This window comes from Bacillus sp. 166amftsu (assembly GCF_900107445.1).
In the GTDB taxonomy this organism is placed as follows: domain Bacteria; phylum Bacillota; class Bacilli; order Bacillales; family Bacillaceae_G; genus Bacillus_A; species Bacillus_A arachidis.
On record NZ_FNQA01000002.1, the window covers coordinates 753,849 to 771,786 of the forward strand.

The window sequence follows — 17,938 nt, forward strand, 5'->3', positions numbered from 1 at the left end:
TATTCTCCTTTCTCTTCATTATAAATAGCATCCTGTATACTCTTTATACAAACATTGTAATGTTTCTATTATTTTCATATCAGCTTCTTGATTCTCATACCGATTTGGTAACTCCATTCCACCAATTACATAAAGCAATGGATTTTCATGAAATGTTCCTAGTATACCAATATTCATAACAGCTGTAGACAATCCACCTGTCATATGTGCCAAGTGGTAACTTCGTATTCCCTCATATTTCCCTTGTTGTCTTACCATTCCATTTATAATGGGTTCCCATAACACTGGATCCGATTCATATCCTTGGAATATATGAATTAAAAGTTTAAGAACTTGTTTTAATTTCCCAACGTTTTTCACATCCCTTGGGTCTTTCGTAACATTAATCTTTGAAAAGGAACATTGAATTCTCTTATTTACTTCTTCCCATCCACCGCAAAAGTTCACAACAGATTGTGCAATACAATTGTCATGACATGCAATCATTACTTCCACAGCATTTCTTAATGTTAATACAGTTCTTTTTTGTAGATGTGGATATATTTCTTTACTATCTTCTTTCGGATTAAATACGATATTTGCGATTTCATCACTCCAGCGAACTTGATTCTCTTCAACCATTTTAGCTACCACAAATCCAATTGCCACTTTTGCGGCAGACGCTAGTGGAACCAATATATCATCATTATATAAAGCGATAATATTTTGGCTTTCTGGTGAATAAACAACGATACCTACCTGACCCGATTTTATTTCTTTTATTTTCTTGATTACTTCCTCCATTTGTACGCCTCTTCTCGATTTCGTTTTTATCCCTTTCAGTATTTCGATAATACAAATCAAAAATCCTTTTATGAGGTTAACAAATAGGTATTCTACTATTTTTATTCCAACTCTACTGGTAAAACATAGACGCCATTTTCTTTCTGAAGTTCTACTACTTTCACAACAGCATGAGTATTTACAGTTCCGTATATATGTGGATAGTTTTGACCATTAGAAGCCAATTCATATTTTATCTCCGCATCAACTAATGACGAATCAATTAGAAGTAGTACTAACTCCATTTCCCTGCTAAAATGTTTTTCTGCCACTTGAAGAGATTGTTCTAAAAAAGAACAATGAATAAATCCTTCTTGCATTAGTGAAGCTTCAATTATATTTCCTTTTGCTTTTGCTACTTCCCATTCTCTTTTTTTCATTATCTTTGTAATCATAGTCATTTTCCTTCTTCCCTTCTTAGTTATAGAAAAAACAAGAGGATTTTCCCGCTAGTCACTTGAAAATCCTCTTTAAACATCTATTATTTACTTTCATATAACTCTTCTTGTATTCCTCGAATTAAAGGTGATGCTTCTCCAGAATAGAAGATTCGTAAGTCATGGAGAGCTCTTGTACATCCAACATATAATAATTTTGCATCATGCTTTGTACCTTTATAATGTACTTCATCAACATCGATAAGAAGTACCGCATCAAATTCTAATCCTTTTGCTAAATACACAGGCACAACTGAAATGCCGCCTTCATATTTATTTTGGTTTGCTTCGATGACATTAACAGTGATTCCTTCAGCTGTTAACTTCTCATATAAATCGCGGCATTCCTCATCTGTTCTTCCTATAACAGCGATCGTTTTCACATTTTCATTCTGCATATGTTGTAGAGTCTTTACAATTGCGGCAAATTGGTCGTCAGTCGAAATAACTTTTACTTTCTCACCACTGCGGAAAACAGGGGTTGCGAATCCTACTGGAACTTCAGCATTTTTAATCACTTCATTTGCAAACTCAATAATTTCTTTTGTAGAACGATAACTTCTCGTCAGTTCAAAATAACCCGTTTCTTGAAACACTTCTTTAAAGTCATTCCAGTCTTCAATTCCTTGATAATCATATATAGCTTGCGATAGATCACCTAAAATCGTAAAGGAATTACCCATTGTAATTTCTTTTAATATATAAATTTGGAATGGTGAAAAGTCTTGCGCTTCATCTATAACAACATGGTGGAATTTTTGCCCGATTTCAATACCTGCTAATCTATGGTGAATATGAATAAGAGGTGCTAAATCTTCTACATACACTTCTTTTTTACGGCAACTTTTTTCTGTGTCTTGAACAAGTTCTTCAGGCAAAAGTTCCAATATTTCTTTTCGCTGCATCATCGAACTATAAAATGATAACGGACTCATTTTAGGCCAAAATTTCATATAGGCATTTAATCTCTTTGTAGCTTCTTTTTTTAATACTTTTTTCTCATTTGTTCCTTCAAACTTTTTAAGTTCAATCTCAATCCAGCGTTTTATTCGGCCAACCAATCTTTCTCTACGCTTCATTAATGGATAGTGTTTATATTCCACTTGTATCCATTTTTTAACCTCTTCTACTGTAATAGCAGCTTTATCCCACGCTTCAAAATCTTTTACTGGTACTAAATTCTCTTCAAATTGAGCAATACTTTTTTCAATAAATGACTTAAACTTCAGCGTTCCTTTTAATTTACCAAGCATAACCTTGCTATCATCACGATTTATTGCAAAAGCTTGTTTCAGTTTTTCTTCTGTATTTTTTACTTTCACCGCATCATCTAACGTACGTAGCGCCCAATCTTGAAATGTTGTTTGCCTAATATTTCCGACGCCAAGCTCAGGAAGTACACTAGAAATATAATCTAAAAACAAACTGTTTGGTGCAAATACAATCATTCTCTCTGCCTCTAGCTGTTCACGATATTCATAAATTAAAAAAGCAAGGCGATGTAAAGCGATTGTTGTTTTTCCGCTTCCTGCAACCCCTTGAATCAATAGTGGCATGTTTTTCTCTGCACGAATAATATCATTTTGTTCGGATTGTATCGTCGAAACGATATCTTTTAATTTATTATCTTTATTTTCACCTAATCGATATAGAAGAAAATCATCCGCAAGAGATACATCTTCACTTCCTTTTGTATATGTATCAACCACACGTTCTAGTTCTCTTTTGCGAATGGCGATATTTCTTTTTAAATACACATCTCCTTCTACTAGTCCGTCTGGTGAATGATAAAAAGCCGATTCTTCACCACCAGTAAATGAATAAAACATGCTCGCAACAGGTGCACGCCAGTCAATAACAATTGGTTTCATCGTTTCTTCATCTGAAACACCTACTTTACCAATATAAATTGGATTTGGTTCTAATTGTCCATCCTCCTGAAAATCTAGTCGTCCAAAGTATGGTTCTTGTACACCAACACGTAAGTTTCTCCGACTTGATTCCCTCATACTTTCAAGGATTTGCTCTTTAAAATCTTCTCCATAATAAACTGGGATCTTTTCCAATTTCTCTAATTGCTCATCCATTGTAGCTAAAGTCTCTTTCATCCGCTGGAATTCTTCTTCAAATATAGTACTCATTGTGATGATTCCCTCCTGTCCGTTCGAAAATTTCAGTCGAAATACAATTGTATAAAAAATACGTTTACAAAGTCAATAGATCGAGTAAGAATTTTCCAAAAATAAAAACAGACAAAGGGTTTACGCCCTCCGCCTTTTTGTTTGCCTGCTCTATTAAATTAAATAGATAAGTAACATTCTAAATTGATTTTCCAAATAGTTTATCTGTAAATCTGCAATTTTGACCAATTCTCTAGAACTTGAGCTAAGGACATGTTGCATAATTCCTAAAAAACTTAATTAGTCCTAGCTATATTTTTTGGTAACGTGTCCAATCGCCAGAAGAAATGAGTTTTTGTAACATTTCGTCATTCTGCGCAACATAAACATATGCATCCCTATTATAATCTCCAAAATAGATAGTCTGTATAATACGCTCATATAAATCTTGTTCTGGATTACCTGTATACACTTCCAGTTCATCTAACTTTTTTAAAATCTCATCATCTACTTCATATACTTCGCCATACACTTTATCCTCTTTCGATCGAATCATTGCAGGATAGCCTTCATTTGTATCAAAAAGTTTCCCATGAGTCCATGCTTCTTCAGCTATACACGTTGCCCTATGTAAGTAATGAGCATTTGATTGTTGTTTTCTTAAAGTGCCGTAAACAAAAACATAATGCATTTCCTTATCCCCTTTGTACTTCTCTATTTTCTTATTTGTAAATAAGCACGAATCATAAAGTAACTCACTTCAGCAGGAAGCAGTTCTTTAATCGACTTTAATCCGCCTTCTGCATGTTGCATTGCTGTTTCAATAAGAGATTCATATTCTGCTGGAACGAAACTATGCCAATCCACTTCCATTCCTTCTTCATAACAGCGAATTAAGTGGTTTTCGACAGTTTGACTTGATAAGCCTCGTTCTTTTGCGATTATACTTAACTCCGTTCCTTGTTTATACATTTCATACGTTTCTAAGTGAGAATTTGTCGATGATTTTCCAGGCTTCTTGCGTTCCGTAACAACTTCTGTCTTAATCGTATCCGCGTAATCTGGATTTTCTTCAATAAAATGAATGACTGCTTGTAAAAAGTGCGAACCATACTTCGCAAGTTTATGTTCTCCAATCCCTTTAACTTGTAAAAGTTCTGCATCGCTTTGTGGCATTTTCGCACACATATCTTTTAGCGTTTGATCAGAGAAGATAACAAATGGTGGTACGCCTTCCCCTTGCGCGATTTCTTTCCGAACTTCACGTAATATCTCAAACAATGGATGATCCTGTACAATTTGTCTTGTTGCCACTCTTTCTTTACGTAACACATTTTCATTTCCAAGCAATACTTCTTTCCCTTTTTCTGTTACCTTTAAGGTTGGATACGTCCCGTGTTCCACCGCAATTAATTCTTCTGAAATTAAAAACTCAATAAACTCACTTACTTCTTTTACGCTACGATTCGATAAAAGACCGTAAGTAGGTAATGTATGGAAATTGAATTCAACTACTTTTTTATTTTTTGATCCGGTCAATACTTGTGCAATCATTTGCTTTCCAAATCGCTGGTTTGTTCGAATCATACATGATAAAACCATTTGTGATTCTCTCGTAACGTCGACGCTCTCACGTTCATCTATACAATTCCCACAGCGTCCACAATCTTCTTTTGGTTCTTCACCAAAATACTCTAGAATAAATGATTGTAAACATTGTTCTGTATGGCAGTAATCTGTCATATACTGCAATTTTTCAAGTTCATTTGAGAAACGTGATTCTCCAGTGGATTGATCAATTAAAAAGCGCTGTACTTGTACATCCTGAGAAGAATATAACAAAATACATTCACTATCTAATCCGTCACGGCCAGCACGTCCTGCTTCTTGATAATAACTTTCCATATTCTTCGGGAGTTGATAATGAATAACATAACGAATGTTTGATTTATCGATCCCCATACCAAATGCAGATGTCGCTACCATTACGCTCACTTCATCACGTAAAAATCGCTCTTGCTGTCCATTACGATCATGATCATTCATTCCGGCATGATAACGAGCAACTGAAACCCCTGCTTTATATAAATCTTCATACAACTGATCAACAACTTTTCTTGTCGCTGCATAAATAATTCCAGATTCCTTTTTATTTTGACGAATATAGTCCGCTAAATATGCATTTCGATCCTGTCCCTTGATTACTGAGAACGATAAATTTTCCCGTTCAAACGTTGTCATAATTGTATTTTTTTGATCAATTTCTAGCGCGCGACAAATATCTTCTCGCACTTGCGGTGTTGCAGTCGCAGTTAACGCTAATACAAGCGGCTTTTCTGGAAGATAGTCTAATATACGATGTATATGTAAATAACTTGGGCGGAAATCATGTCCCCACTGCGAAATACAGTGTGCTTCGTCAATTGCAATCATCGGTATCTTCATATCAATTAATTGATCCACAAATTCCATTGAATCTAGACGCTCTGGCGCCACATATAGCAACTTATAATGACCTTGTTTCGCTAATTGGATTCGTTGGTTTGCTTCTGTAATTGAAATAGAACTATTAATGTATGTAGCTGAAATTCCATTTTGTACTAACGTATCTACTTGGTCCTTCATAAGTGAAATAAGCGGCGATATAACTAATGTCGTCCCCTCAAATACTAATGCCGGAATTTGATAACAAATCGATTTACCACCGCCTGTTGGCATAATACAAACGGTATCTTTACCATCCAATACATTTTTAATTGTCTCATCTTGCCCTCTGCGGAATGACGTGTAACCAAAATAGGACGCTAAAAGTTCTTGTGCTTTTGTAAACAAAAAAGATTCACCTGCTTTTCTTAGTCTTTCATCTAGTAATATTATATCATTACTCGAAAATCATTGTACCCTCTACTTCTCTCCATCGCTTCGCATGCTTACGAATAATCGTTACAAACTCATGCAAAGCTGGAGAAAACCATTTATTTTTATGATACGCAAGTTGTGTCGCAAACTTTGTTTCATTTGCAATAACAGCGTGTAATCTCTTATCTTTCCACTCTTGCTGGACCGTAATAATTGGTAATAAAGAAATCCCTAATCCGCACATTACACATTGTTTTATCGCCTCAATACTCCAAAATTCAAATGTACTTTCATGTTGAATTCCTTGTCTTTGTAAATAATGTTCAAAAAACGCTCGGTAACTGCAATCACGTTCCGTATACAAAAAGGTTTCCTCTTGAGAAAATTGGACAACTTGTGAATCTGTTTGTCTTACAATATAGTCTTTAGGAAAAACAAACGCCATTTGCTCCATGACAAGTGGTTCGATATGTAAGTCCTCTTCATGACGCTCTGTGTCTAAGAGAAAAGCAATATCTATATTCCCGCTCTTTAAATCATTTCGTAATTCCCAACAAGTTGAAGCTTTTAATGTGATCTTTACTTTTGGATACTTCTTTTTATATTCGTGAAGAATAGAGGGCAATCGGTAAATTGTTAATGATTCTGGAGCACCAATTACAATTTTTCCAGTAATCTCATTATCCATGCTTGGGATTTGTTTTACTTTCTCGGACAAAGCAATCATTTCATTGGCATAAGGCAGTAAATGCTTCCCTACATCTGTTAACACCATTTTTTTCCCTAACCGATTGAATAAAGGCTGTCCCATTTCTTGTTCAATTGCTTGAATATGTCCTGTTACAGTAGATTGCGCATACCCTAAATAGTCTGCTGCCCGTGTGTATCCTCCTAACTCAACAATTGTTTTAAATGTTTTTAAATGCCGAATCTCCACTTCAATATCCCCATTCTAACATCATAATTTCCGATAATTAACTTCATATATATCTATTTTACTGATAAATAAACCCGATTTACAATAAAAGAAACAAATTTTTTTAATTTTTCAAAAGGAGATGTATGTACATATGAGAAAGAAAAAATTAGGGCCATTACTTCTCAGCAGCTTAATTATTGGTCCCATTTTAGGATCGGGAATCATTTTACTTCCCCCACTTATTTACAAAACAACTGGAGATTATGCCATTATTGCTTGGCTATTTATTATGGGAGTTGGATTTCTTTTTGCTTCATTGTTTGGTAAGTTAAGCATTCGCTTCCCCAGTGAATCTGGAATTGCACATGCAGTCGATCAAGCTTTTGGACCTTCTATAAAACAATTAACTTCTATTCTCTTTATCATAGCAGGTTGTCTAGGACCAACAGCTGTTCTGATGACAGCCAGTCAATATATAGCAGCTTTATTTTCAAACTTTAAATTTCCGTTAGAGGGAATTGGTTTTCTTTTAATGAGCGTTTGTATATTCATTTTATTATTAGATATATCATCTATTGGAAAAATATCATTTATATTTTCAACAGCTGCAACCGTTCTTTTATTAAGTGGAGGAATCAGTTCTATTCCTCATCTTCGATCAGAACATCTATTTCAAACATCTTTTTCTTTTGGTAATTTTGGATATAGTATTTTACTGCTCTTTTGGGCTTTAGTAGGTTGGGAGATTATTGGGAATTACAGTATGGAGGTCAAAAATCGAAAGAAAACGATTCCGCAAGCAATTGCGATAAGCACATTTACTGTAACGGTTGTTTGTCTTGTCGTAGCAGGCGCTACACAATGGATTGAAATTCCAAGTTCAAATCAAGAAAATTTACGAATAACAGTCATATTAGCTACTTTATTTGGTGAGTTTGCTATCCCTCTTATTGCCTTTATTACTACTGTTCTTTGCATGAGTACATATTTATTGGTTGTTGGCGGTGTCTCACGTCTTATCGCTTCTGAGGCGAAATATATAAAGAAATTCTCTAAACTTTCCTATCGTACGAAATCGAATGTACCAATCTTTTCTTTACTGTTATTAGTAAGTATACATACTGCCGTATTTATCTGCCTATATAACCATCTCATTACAGTTGAACAAATCGTAGCCATTGCAAATGCTTTCTTTATCTGTAATACCATATGCGGAATCTTTGCAGCATATAAATTATTACCAGGTTTATTTAACAAAATTCTCTCTTTAAGTTTAATTGTCTGTTTCTTTATCATTCTCTCTTTCTCTTCCATCTGGATTTTAATGAGTATCGGAATACTAGTTGCTTTCTATGGATTACAGTACTTCAAAAACAGACCAAAACCTTATGAAAAGGAAATTTCAATAAGATAATGAAAAGAAAAGATTCTCATTTGAACTATTTCTCACACAAATCACACATTCATTTCCATAATATAACCGCATCAAATTAAAGGAGGTTTATTTATGAAACGCAACAATAATCTAATTGCCTTTCGCTCTTCGGATAAACAACTCAAAGTCTCTAATAATGATGCCTGGAAATATGAATCTATTTATAAATATCGACCTTTATTTTCCTACAAAAAGCTTTTTAACATCTTTTTTAATGAGAAAAAACATGAATAGCATTCATACAACATTTCTCAATGCGCGACCCATGGACTTCATTCATCCTAATTGTTAATATTTAATGAATCTATTGGATTAAAGTCCCTTCTTACGACCTGCCTTTTATTTGCAGGCCTTTTTTATTCCCCCATGACCCTATAAATGTAACAAAAGCATGAATTTGTTACACGTATAAAGTAACTATTGATGACAGCTAAAATTTTTTTCTCAATACACAAACCCCATTCTGTTTGTTACTATAAAGATACTCCAGATGGGTTATTACTCATCAACATTATCTAGCCAAAGAGACCTGCCCGCGGGAAGTAGGTCTCTTTGACTTTGTTTGAAAGATTTCTTATAGCCTCCGCACTAGGCCTCTCTTCATTTGGACGCATTTACCAGCACTATTTCCAAGAAATTCATGTTATGCTTACTTTGTCGAGCCCGACATTCTCGGCAATATACCCTTACGAAGCCCTGTAACTTCCCTTGCAGGGCTTCATTTCTTTTATATCCCCCTTATTAACATCTTCAATTTACTTTCCTACAATTGACTTAAAAAAATCCCCTTTAAGATCCATATAAATTCCCACATCTCTTTATAAAGTGAAACTGATTATTAGCCCTCACCAATCGGACTTTTACGGACAGTTAATCTCCCGCCTAACTTCTTTAGAAAAGCAGAAGCAGCTCGATCGGAATCACAGGTGTAGCTTTAAAATAAAGTTTGATCAAATTAATGAGAATGACGCTGATAAAAGACAAATAGAAAGAGCATGTTTAAAAAAAGATTAATCAAAACATGCTCTTATTTCATCTAATTGCTCAAATGTTTTATGAACATCTAGCACTAACAAAATCAGAGGCTGTATCTATTTTAAATAAAGATTATCAATCCAGTGTTAAATTGTATGACAAAATAGAGAAAGAAGCCTTAGAAATGGCTGACGCTATTACAGCAGCGATCGTAAAACAATTCCCTCAAGTTTTTCAATAACAGAAGATACCGATTCATTTTTGAATCGGTATCTATTAAACTTTTTCTCCCTATCAACTCGTAAATTCCTTTACATAATTATTACCAACCACCTTATCTCTTTACATTTAACATGTATAGAGATATTTTATTAATATCCTTATTTATATTTATAGGAGGAAAAATATTGATTAACGCAGTAGGTATCGCTTTTATTCTTTCTAATAAGCCTGAAAAGAAGAGAAAAGTTTATCTTAATGATAGATTTGCACTAATAGACATTTTTGAATCTAAAGATGTGTATGATTCTGAAGGCATCCCACTAGTAGAGCTAACATGTAAATACAGTATTTATTTGGATGAAAAATACTATTGTAAATCTCTCGAAGACTACACTGGACAAGTATTTCCTTTCCTTAGTTCAAAAATAGGAAAAGGTCTTGTTAGAAATTTAAATTATTATTTTTCATATGTTGATGTGTATAATAAAAAACCACCAGTTAAAGAAATAAGAAGCCTTATGGAGGAAGTAATCAATTACAATTGAACTACCCCCACCTACCGTTACACGCTTGAGGTAGGGGTCTTCTCGCTAAATATGATAAAGGGGATTTCTACATCCCTTTTTTCTATGAATGATTAATCTTCATCTCGATATGTTAATACAGATAAAAATCCTTTTAGTGAATCACTATGTAAAAGTGGCTCCCACTCACCCATGCCATGTTCAGCTGTATACACTGGAAAATTAATATCTTTTACATCAACAAAAAATGGATCTCCCATTAATTCCTCATATCCAATAACAAACCAGCTTTCTTTCCAATCCCCTTTTTTGTTTCCAATAAGAGATTCATTTTCTAACCCTCCTACACGATAACCTAATTGTCCTTCTTCAAAATCAGCTCTAGAAAATAGATAAACAGGCAACATTTCTTCTGTAATATCTAAAATTTCTACCTCTTGATTTTCTAACCGATCGAGCATACATAGCAACTTATCAATTTCATTCTTGTAGGACATTTTAACATCTCCCCATCCAACTTCTCAGCTTATAAGCCTGTATTTCTAACGATACACAACACTTTTTTATACAGTATCAATCGATTTCTTTAACTTTTACTAAATCTCGTTATGATTTTCAACCGCACATTTCAACCTCTGCAACATATATCCAATCCCTTTACATCCCTCTAGCGGGTAAGAAATAATCTCTTCTGGATATAATTTTGTTACTACTTTTTTATGTTTCTTTCCTGCAAGCAGGACAATTTCATCAAAATTTAGCAGCTCTTTATCAATCATCTGTTTTTTTAATTGTTCTATACAAATAATTTCATCGCTTTTTGAATCAAAAGCAAGATCATAGTTTTTTTCTATTATATCAGTTGGCAATAAAAATCCATGTTTAGCTGATAAAATAACCCAGTGTGTAAAAAATTGAGAAGCATATGCTTGGCATGCTTTTCCGAATGGACTAATGTATACACCCTTCGCTTCTGTTGGTCCCTTTTATCCCAAATCTTCTTTTTCCCACATGGAATTATGCATAGTCTTGTCATTATTACGTTCTTTCCCCTCTTCTCTTTCAATCCCATAAAATCTACTTCATAATAAAATCATAGCATTTTTCATTCACGGATAAAAATAGTAGGTTTTTCTTTTCTTCCTGACCAAGGTTTATTTTTTCTAAATGAAATAGGAAAAGAATAGACCTTGATATCCGAAATTTTATCCTTCCTAAAAACAAAAAAGAACAAGCAGACTGTATATCTGCTTGTTCTTTTACATCCGAAGTACTCTTATAGAGCTTGGAACGTTTCTGTTAATACAGGAACGATTTGTTTTTTACGAGACACAACACCTTTTAAAGTTGCTGTATTGTTTTCTAACGTTACGTTGTATGCTTTCTCAACAACATTCACTGCTTTACCGATTGCAAGACCAACTGAATCGTTCGTTAAGATATCAGTTACAACGAATAAGAATAGGTCTAACCCTTTTTCTTCTACTACTGCAGAAATTACCTTTTCTAATTCCGCTTGGTGTACAAGAACGTCGTTTGTATCAACAGCGTTTACTTGTGCAATTTCAACTTTTGCATCGCCCATTTGGAATTCTTTTGCGTCAAGTGAGATTAATTGCTCCATTGTTTTACCGCTTAAATCTGCACCAGCCTTTAACATTTCTAAGCCATAGCTTTCTGCGTCAACACCAGCGATTTCTGCTAATTCACGAGCTGCCGCTACGTCCTGTTCTGTGCAAGTTGGAGATTTGAATAGTAAAGAATCTGAGATAATTGCAGATAACATTAAACCTGCAACCTCTTTACGAATTGCAACGCCATTTTCTTTGTACATTTTGTTTAAGATTGTAGCTGTGCAACCAACTGGCTCACAACGATAGTATAAAGGATCGCTTGTCTCAAAGTTAGCAATACGGTGATGATCGATAACTTCTAACACACGAACAGATTCGATATCGTTAGCACTTTGTTGACGTTCATTATGGTCAACTAAAATAACGTTGTCCACTTCGTTTGCTACTGTCTCAACAAAACGCGGTCCTTCTACTTTAAAATGATCTAACGCAAATTGAGTTTCACCGCTGATTTCACCTAAACGTACAGGCTCAGCATTCATTCCTAATTCTTTTTTTAGCTCTGCATAAGCAATTGCAGAACAAATTGCATCTGTGTCTGGGTTTTTATGCCCGAAAACTAGTACTTTTTCCATGATTTCCACCTCTTCATGAAAAGGATATCTTAAAGAAGCAAATATGACAATATTTTAAACACATTTTTTATAAATAAAATCAAGTTTTTATCATATTCACAAAAAACATCCCTCTTCTCCTATATTAAAAGGAAAAAATTTTGGGAAAACGAATAAAATCATGAAAAGGAGGTTTATTATTATGCCTATTATAAAGCTTGAAAATGGTGTGGAATTATATTATGAAGAACAAGGAAAAGGTACACCTATTCTTTTTCTCCACGGTGTTTGGATGAGCAGCCGTTTTTTTCATAAACAAATTCCTTATTTCAGTGAAAAATATCGTGCGATCTCGATTAATCTACGAAGTCATGGGCGCTCTCCTCATATTGAAACTGGACATACGATTGCAAACTATGCCCAGGATGTACACGCTTTTATAGAAAGCTTATCATTAAAAGATGTCATCTTAGTAGGTTGGTCGATGGGAGCATTTGTTGTATGGGAATATATAAAGCAATTTGGAGAACAAAATATTAAAGGTTCTGTTATTATAGATGAATTAGCGTCTGATTTTAAATGGCCTGATTTCCCTATTGGTGCCTTTGATTTCGCAACACTCATTCACTTCATGAGAGAAGTTCAAACAAATCAAGCGGAGCTTCTAAAGGGGTTTATCCCTCTCATGTTTAAAAATCCTCTTTCTACAGAAGATGCAACTTGGATGCTTGAAGAAGTAACAAAAGTTCCAGCTTCTATTGCGAGTGCTATTTTGTTTGATCAATCTGTTGTTGATTACCGTGAAGAATTAAAGTCAATTACCAAACCAACTTTACTTTGCTTTGGTAGAGAAGAAAAATTAATTCCAGTAGCTGCGGGCGAACATCTGCATGAACATATCCATAATTCTAAGCTTGTTATTTTCGAAAACAGCTGTCATTGTCCATTTCTAGAAGAAACTGATCATTTTAACAATGTGCTTCATTCTTTCTTCCAATCACTTTTATAATAATATATTTTAAAACAAAAGGGATTTTCAGAATCAAAACTTTACACTTTGATCAATCGTAACTTTTTCCTTAGCACTATTTCTTTCTAGTTCTTTACATTTTTCTTCCCAAAATTCAATGCCTTCACATCCTGCTTTTTTCTGACTTTCATAATCCTTCAACATTTTTTAAGCAGATTTTGTTAAAAGTAAAATTGCAAGAAAGTTAAGTTAAGCCATACTTCCTATCCTTCAATCACCAAGATTCCATCAAAAAAGCAAAGGCATTCACCTTTGCTTTCTTTTCTTTCCTTATAGATGCTCTAACTAATTATTTGTAGCCTTTCCCATTGGATCTTTAGATAAAAACAGTATAATACCAAATAAAGCTTTTTCCCCATCTATAATTGCACCATACCTAAAAGTTCATAAGCATAAGAAATGAATTCGATCCTCTCCGCTTTCAAGTTCCAGGTTTATTTCATTTTAAAATATACATACTAAAAAAGAGCTGGCGAGATTACTCTCAACAGCCCTCTTTATTACTCATCCGAGTTATTTAAATTCGCTAATGCGAAAATACCTTCATTATCATCTAATTCAAGTTGTAATCTTGCTGCAAATGGATTGATATTGTATTCCCTATCAAGCCATAAGCGAAGTGCTTCAATTAAGTTTGCTTGAATTAAAATTTGCTGGCGACCATTTACTTCTACTTCAGCAGAAAAACCATAGTCATCATCATACATCAATTCAACTAAAACTGCTTCTGGACCAACTTGACGCTTCTCTGCAATATATACACATAGTGCATTTATAAGCTCTTGTTCAGAGATTTTTATCGTTTCCATACTGCTTCTTCCGCCTGTTTCTTACGTTGATTTTTGAAATATTTAAATGCTCGAATCGCTAACATGACGATACCAGCCATTACTAACATATTTACCATGAACGCTAACACAGAACCAAGTGCTCCCATGTTTGCAAATAAGCTTCCCATTAATAAACCACCAAGACCACCTAGTAATAAACCTTTCATAAAGCTTCCTTTATTACTCTTTGGTGCTGTGTTTGATGCTTTTGTTTTTGAATCAGGGTTTGTTTTCTGTGCATTCACATTAGAGTCTTTTTTGTTTAAATCCACTTTCGAATTCTGTCCTGAACTTGGTGTAAATGATTTTTTACCTGATTTGTAACTCTTCGCTGCTGCATGATCTACGAAAACAAAACTGCTAGCTCCAAAAACAACCATAAATGCAGTCATTACTGTAACGAGTTTTTTCAACATAGTATATCCAGTCTCCTTTTACTATAGATATATGTGAAATCTATCTTTCTCTAAAATAAGAATGATAGATTTATTTTAAAGTTAAATAAAAAGTTCTTATGAACCTATTATATGAACTTTTATTGAAATAAGCAAGCGTTATTTACTTAACTTTATTAATAATTTAAAAAAACTTAAGTTAACAGGAAAAATAAAGAAAAACAGAATTGACTTTACAAGCAACTAAACATAATATAAGTTCATAAGAACTTTTATAATTTTGGAGGTGAAAAGATGGAAACATTTCATCTCACACGAAACGAAATGGCGACGCTCCTTCTTTCTCTTAGAGGATGGAATACAAAAAGGCCTCTCGTTATTTTGCAAGAAGCTTGGGCAAAGTCACATAAAAAAGATATTGAGTGTGGTCAAAGTGTTACAGCTTTTATTACAACCGCTCTTTCACCTATTTTTGAAAAACTAATTAAAATTGAAGATACAGATATTGGTTTTTCATTAAATGAGATTGTTGCGCTTGGTAATCAAATTGAAAACACCAGTTTTTCGGTAACAGCTATGCAAAACTGGGTAAAACGAGATATAAAAGAAATGATCGGTTCACCACAAAAAGGAAAAAAATATTCAATTGAACAAGCAGCATTATTATTTATTGTAGAAGATTTGAAAACTGCACTAGACTTTGAATCTATACGTAAGTTATTAAGACTTATTGTAAATGATCCAGCTGATCGAAGTGATGATTTAATTAATCCTGTTCATCTATACGTTGCTTACTCCTCTTTATTTGAAGAGTTAAATCAAGGTGGTTGTTTACAATTAAACGCGACTGATACCATTCGTACAATTGAAAATATTGTAAAAGAAAAAGCAGATAAAATCGCAAGTAAATTTGACCAAATCAACAATGAACAACGGGAAGCCATTCGTAATGCGATTATTATCGCAACGCTCTCTGTACATACCGCATATGTACAAATGTTGGCAAAACGCTATGTATCGGCAACATTATTTCTACAAAATTTAGATGTGAAACCATAAAAAAGAGGAGCGAAATTCGCTTCTCTTTTTTTCTTTCTTATTATAAATAGTACATATACTCTCTTTTTGGCAAAGCGACCATTTCTTTAATGTATTTGGATAGCTCTAAAATATCCATGAAATGCGAATTTTTATTTATATAAATACCACCTATGTATGAACTATACCCTTTCTTTTCCTTCATAACTTCCGATATATATCGTACTTCTTTTTTATAACATGCAAAGTCACCTTCTAATCCCGATTCCCAATCTAAACTTCGTGATTTTGAAAGATATAATTGAGCTAACTCTGCTAATTGCTCATGTTCCGATACTGCAAAATACTTCATTTCATTTAAAATAACCTCATCAACTAAATGGACAAAATCTTTTACTTCTAATTCTTTTTCTCTTTTTTGAAAAAAGTTTTGTAATAGTGGGCTATAAAATGAAATGTTATCTTCTTTTATCTTCTGAAAAATAAGTTGAAATAATAAATCTTTTCCCACTACAAATGGATGACCAAATCCATTATGATAAAGAGCGCTTTTCACCTTTACTAGATGCTCTATATACGGTACTCCAGATTCTTCAATGACAAGCTTTTGATTCACCATACGCATAGTAGAAATGAGTTTCTCAATTGGAATTCTTTCTACTTGTAGTGATGAATAATATAAATCACGATTCCAAAAATCAAGCTGATCCATACCCAATGAACAAAATAAGAGTTCATCGATAATTGGAAAACTATTTTCTTCTGACAAGGCTTGGATTACACCTTCTAATAAATTAGGTGTCCGTTCTAAGATAGTACGTACATCTCTATCTTCTTGAATAATCTGTATCGTCCAATCACCATGATCTTGACCAGATATTCGTTGGAAGCAATGTGAATATGGACCATGCCCAATATCATGAAGAAGAGCTACTATAGAAACAACTTTCTGCTCATATTCTGTCAAATCAATGTCACTGATTGTAGTAAGATGCGTTATAACTTTATTTACAAGTACATATACCCCTATAGAATGTTCTATCCTTGTATGTGTTGCATTCGGATGTAAATAATATGTATGTCCTTGCTGTTTAATATGAGCCAATCTTTGAAATGCTTTTGTCTTTATTAATTCAATGATATCTCTATCTTGAATCGAAACCCTTCCATAAATTGAATCTGTAATCTGCACAGTTTCCCCCTCCTCAAATAATAAAATTTCTATTATATTATATCGAATTTTCTGTTTATTAAAAACTTCATTCTCCTTTAAGTATGAGAAATTTTTAATATACTTTTTATTGTCTCTTCATGAAATTCCAATTTGTATACCTTACTATAAAGATTAGAAACAAGATCGTACTAACACTATCTTTCACAAATACGTAAAAACCTTAAAATAGCTATACGGTAAACGTTTGATGTATAATTTATATATGAGAAATCAATTATATATTATTTCCCTAAACAGTAAGTGGCATTTCACCTCTTACAATTTTTAAAAATTTATGGACTAGAAGGTGCAACATGTTAGGTAGTTTTATTCATTCCGTATTATCATTTTTAGAAGGCCTTGGTTATTGGGGCGTTATGCTTGGACTTATGATTGAGATTATCCCAAGCGAAATCGTTCTCGCCTATGCAGGTTATTTAGTATTCTCAGGAAACATCTCATTTGTAGGAGCCGTTGTATTTGGTACGATTGGTGGTGTTATCGCCCAAATCTTTATTTATTGGATCGGGCGTTACGGGGGAAGACCTGTACTAGAGCGCTATGGTAAATACATTTTCATCCATAAAAAACAAATTGATGCCGCAGAAGCATGGTTTAACCGCTATGGAACCGGTGTTATTTTCACAGCACGATTCATTCCAGTCGTTCGCCATGCCATTTCGATCCCTGCCGGAATTACTAAAATGTCACCTATACGCTTTATTACACTTACAGCTCTTGCAATTATCCCATGGTCTATCATCTTTATCTATTTAGGCGAAAAGCTAGGAGAAAATTGGGGTAATATTAACGAAGTAGCTGGACCATATGTGACATCGTTCGCTATTGGTGGAGTCATATTAATTGTTTTATATTTCACTTTAAAAATATGGTTTAAAAAACGAAGAAAACTTGGTTAAATGAATCACTT

Annotated in this window: 17 protein-coding genes and 3 pseudogenes; 7 read left to right on the forward strand and 13 right to left on the reverse strand. The window is 33.8% G+C overall.

Annotated elements, in window-relative coordinates; translation table 11 throughout:
• Nucleotides 1–18: 18 nt before the first annotated feature.
• The 6 genes from BLV40_RS10690 to BLV40_RS10715 all read right to left on the reverse strand — a co-directional run bounded on the left by BLV40_RS10690 (nucleotide 19) and on the right by BLV40_RS10715 (nucleotide 7,175).
• Nucleotides 19–783 (reverse strand): serine hydrolase, encoded by a 765-nt coding sequence (locus BLV40_RS10690; protein ID WP_026591006.1) that lies wholly within the window; start codon nucleotides 781–783, stop codon nucleotides 19–21.
• Between the two features lie 101 nt (nucleotides 784–884).
• Nucleotides 885–1,217, reverse strand: a complete 333-nt coding sequence (locus BLV40_RS10695; RefSeq protein WP_090689696.1) for a DUF952 domain-containing protein — start codon at nucleotides 1,215–1,217, stop codon at nucleotides 885–887.
• Nucleotides 1,218–1,303: 86 nt separating this feature from the next.
• Nucleotides 1,304–3,400, reverse strand: a complete 2,097-nt coding sequence (locus BLV40_RS10700) for a HelD family protein (RefSeq protein ID WP_090689699.1) — start codon at nucleotides 3,398–3,400, stop codon at nucleotides 1,304–1,306.
• A gap of 289 nt (nucleotides 3,401–3,689) precedes the next feature.
• Nucleotides 3,690–4,070 (reverse strand): gamma-glutamylcyclotransferase family protein, encoded by a 381-nt coding sequence (locus BLV40_RS10705; RefSeq protein ID WP_090689701.1) that lies wholly within the window; start codon nucleotides 4,068–4,070, stop codon nucleotides 3,690–3,692.
• Between the two features lie 23 nt (nucleotides 4,071–4,093).
• A complete protein-coding gene (gene recQ, locus BLV40_RS10710) occupies nucleotides 4,094–6,211 on the reverse strand; it encodes a DNA helicase RecQ (RefSeq protein WP_090689703.1) in 2,118 nt (705 codons plus the stop codon).
• Between the two features lie 49 nt (nucleotides 6,212–6,260).
• Nucleotides 6,261–7,175 carry a LysR family transcriptional regulator gene (locus BLV40_RS10715; RefSeq protein WP_090689706.1) on the reverse strand — a complete coding sequence of 305 codons (915 nt, stop codon included), beginning with the start codon at nucleotides 7,173–7,175 and terminating at the stop codon, nucleotides 6,261–6,263.
• Between the two features lie 133 nt (nucleotides 7,176–7,308).
• Between BLV40_RS10715 and BLV40_RS10720 the strand changes: the two genes are divergently transcribed.
• The 4 genes and pseudogenes from BLV40_RS10720 (at nucleotide 7,309) to BLV40_RS10730 (ending at nucleotide 10,334) form a co-directional block, all read left to right on the forward strand.
• Nucleotides 7,309–8,571, forward strand: coding sequence for an APC family permease (locus BLV40_RS10720; RefSeq protein ID WP_090689710.1), 1,263 nt, complete (start codon nucleotides 7,309–7,311; stop codon nucleotides 8,569–8,571).
• A gap of 93 nt (nucleotides 8,572–8,664) precedes the next feature.
• Nucleotides 8,665–8,826, forward strand: coding sequence for a hypothetical protein (locus tag BLV40_RS28530; RefSeq protein ID WP_170833633.1), 162 nt, complete (start codon nucleotides 8,665–8,667; stop codon nucleotides 8,824–8,826).
• A gap of 814 nt (nucleotides 8,827–9,640) precedes the next feature.
• Nucleotides 9,641–9,808: pseudogene (locus tag BLV40_RS10725) on the forward strand (acetylglutamate kinase); the annotation flags it as partial.
• A 166-nt stretch (nucleotides 9,809–9,974) separates the two neighbouring features.
• A complete protein-coding gene (locus tag BLV40_RS10730; protein WP_026591014.1) occupies nucleotides 9,975–10,334 on the forward strand; it encodes a hypothetical protein in 360 nt (119 codons plus the stop codon).
• Between the two features lie 92 nt (nucleotides 10,335–10,426).
• On the opposite strand, the gene BLV40_RS10735 is transcribed toward BLV40_RS10730, so the two are convergent.
• The 3 genes and pseudogenes from BLV40_RS10735 to ppaC form a co-directional block, all read right to left on the reverse strand.
• Nucleotides 10,427–10,810, reverse strand: a complete 384-nt coding sequence (locus tag BLV40_RS10735; protein ID WP_090689713.1) for a hypothetical protein — start codon at nucleotides 10,808–10,810, stop codon at nucleotides 10,427–10,429.
• A gap of 99 nt (nucleotides 10,811–10,909) precedes the next feature.
• Nucleotides 10,910–11,349: pseudogene (locus tag BLV40_RS10740) on the reverse strand (DUF6884 domain-containing protein).
• A 240-nt stretch (nucleotides 11,350–11,589) separates the two neighbouring features.
• Complete coding sequence (gene ppaC / locus BLV40_RS10745) at nucleotides 11,590–12,522, reverse strand: manganese-dependent inorganic pyrophosphatase (RefSeq protein ID WP_026591017.1); 933 nt, start codon at nucleotides 12,520–12,522, stop codon at nucleotides 11,590–11,592.
• 181 nt (nucleotides 12,523–12,703) lie between these two features.
• On the opposite strand from ppaC, the gene BLV40_RS10750 reads away from it, so the two are divergent.
• The gene (locus tag BLV40_RS10750; RefSeq protein WP_090689716.1) at nucleotides 12,704–13,510 is read left to right on the forward strand and encodes an alpha/beta fold hydrolase; all 807 of its coding nucleotides are present in this window, start codon (nucleotides 12,704–12,706) and stop codon (nucleotides 13,508–13,510) included.
• Between the two features lie 33 nt (nucleotides 13,511–13,543).
• Here BLV40_RS10750 and BLV40_RS29270 read toward each other — a convergent pair.
• From BLV40_RS29270 to BLV40_RS10765, 3 genes and pseudogenes are all read right to left on the reverse strand, one after another.
• Nucleotides 13,544–13,771 (reverse strand): annotated as a pseudogene (locus BLV40_RS29270) (alanine:cation symporter family protein); the annotation flags it as partial.
• 260 nt (nucleotides 13,772–14,031) lie between these two features.
• Nucleotides 14,032–14,340, reverse strand: coding sequence for a YxcD family protein (locus BLV40_RS10760; RefSeq protein ID WP_026591019.1), 309 nt, complete (start codon nucleotides 14,338–14,340; stop codon nucleotides 14,032–14,034).
• Nucleotides 14,328–14,777: a hypothetical protein gene (locus BLV40_RS10765; protein WP_026591020.1), complete on the reverse strand. Its 450-nt coding sequence runs from the start codon at nucleotides 14,775–14,777 to the stop codon at nucleotides 14,328–14,330. The genes BLV40_RS10760 and BLV40_RS10765 overlap by 13 nt, the downstream gene beginning before the upstream one ends.
• A 273-nt stretch (nucleotides 14,778–15,050) precedes the next feature.
• On the opposite strand from BLV40_RS10765, the gene BLV40_RS10770 reads away from it, so the two are divergent.
• The gene (locus BLV40_RS10770) at nucleotides 15,051–15,815 is read left to right on the forward strand and encodes a DUF1836 domain-containing protein (protein WP_090689717.1); all 765 of its coding nucleotides are present in this window, start codon (nucleotides 15,051–15,053) and stop codon (nucleotides 15,813–15,815) included.
• 40 nt (nucleotides 15,816–15,855) lie between these two features.
• Here BLV40_RS10770 and BLV40_RS10775 read toward each other — a convergent pair whose 3' ends face one another.
• Nucleotides 15,856–16,986, reverse strand: a complete 1,131-nt coding sequence (locus tag BLV40_RS10775; RefSeq protein ID WP_090689720.1) for an HD domain-containing protein — start codon at nucleotides 16,984–16,986, stop codon at nucleotides 15,856–15,858.
• A 335-nt stretch (nucleotides 16,987–17,321) separates the two neighbouring features.
• Here BLV40_RS10775 and BLV40_RS10780 point away from each other — a divergent pair, with 335 nt between their 5' ends.
• On the forward strand, nucleotides 17,322–17,927 hold the full coding sequence (locus BLV40_RS10780; protein WP_026591023.1) for an undecaprenyl phosphate transporter UptA: 606 nt from the start codon (nucleotides 17,322–17,324) through the stop codon (nucleotides 17,925–17,927).
• The last annotated feature ends 11 nt before the right edge of the window (nucleotides 17,928–17,938 follow it).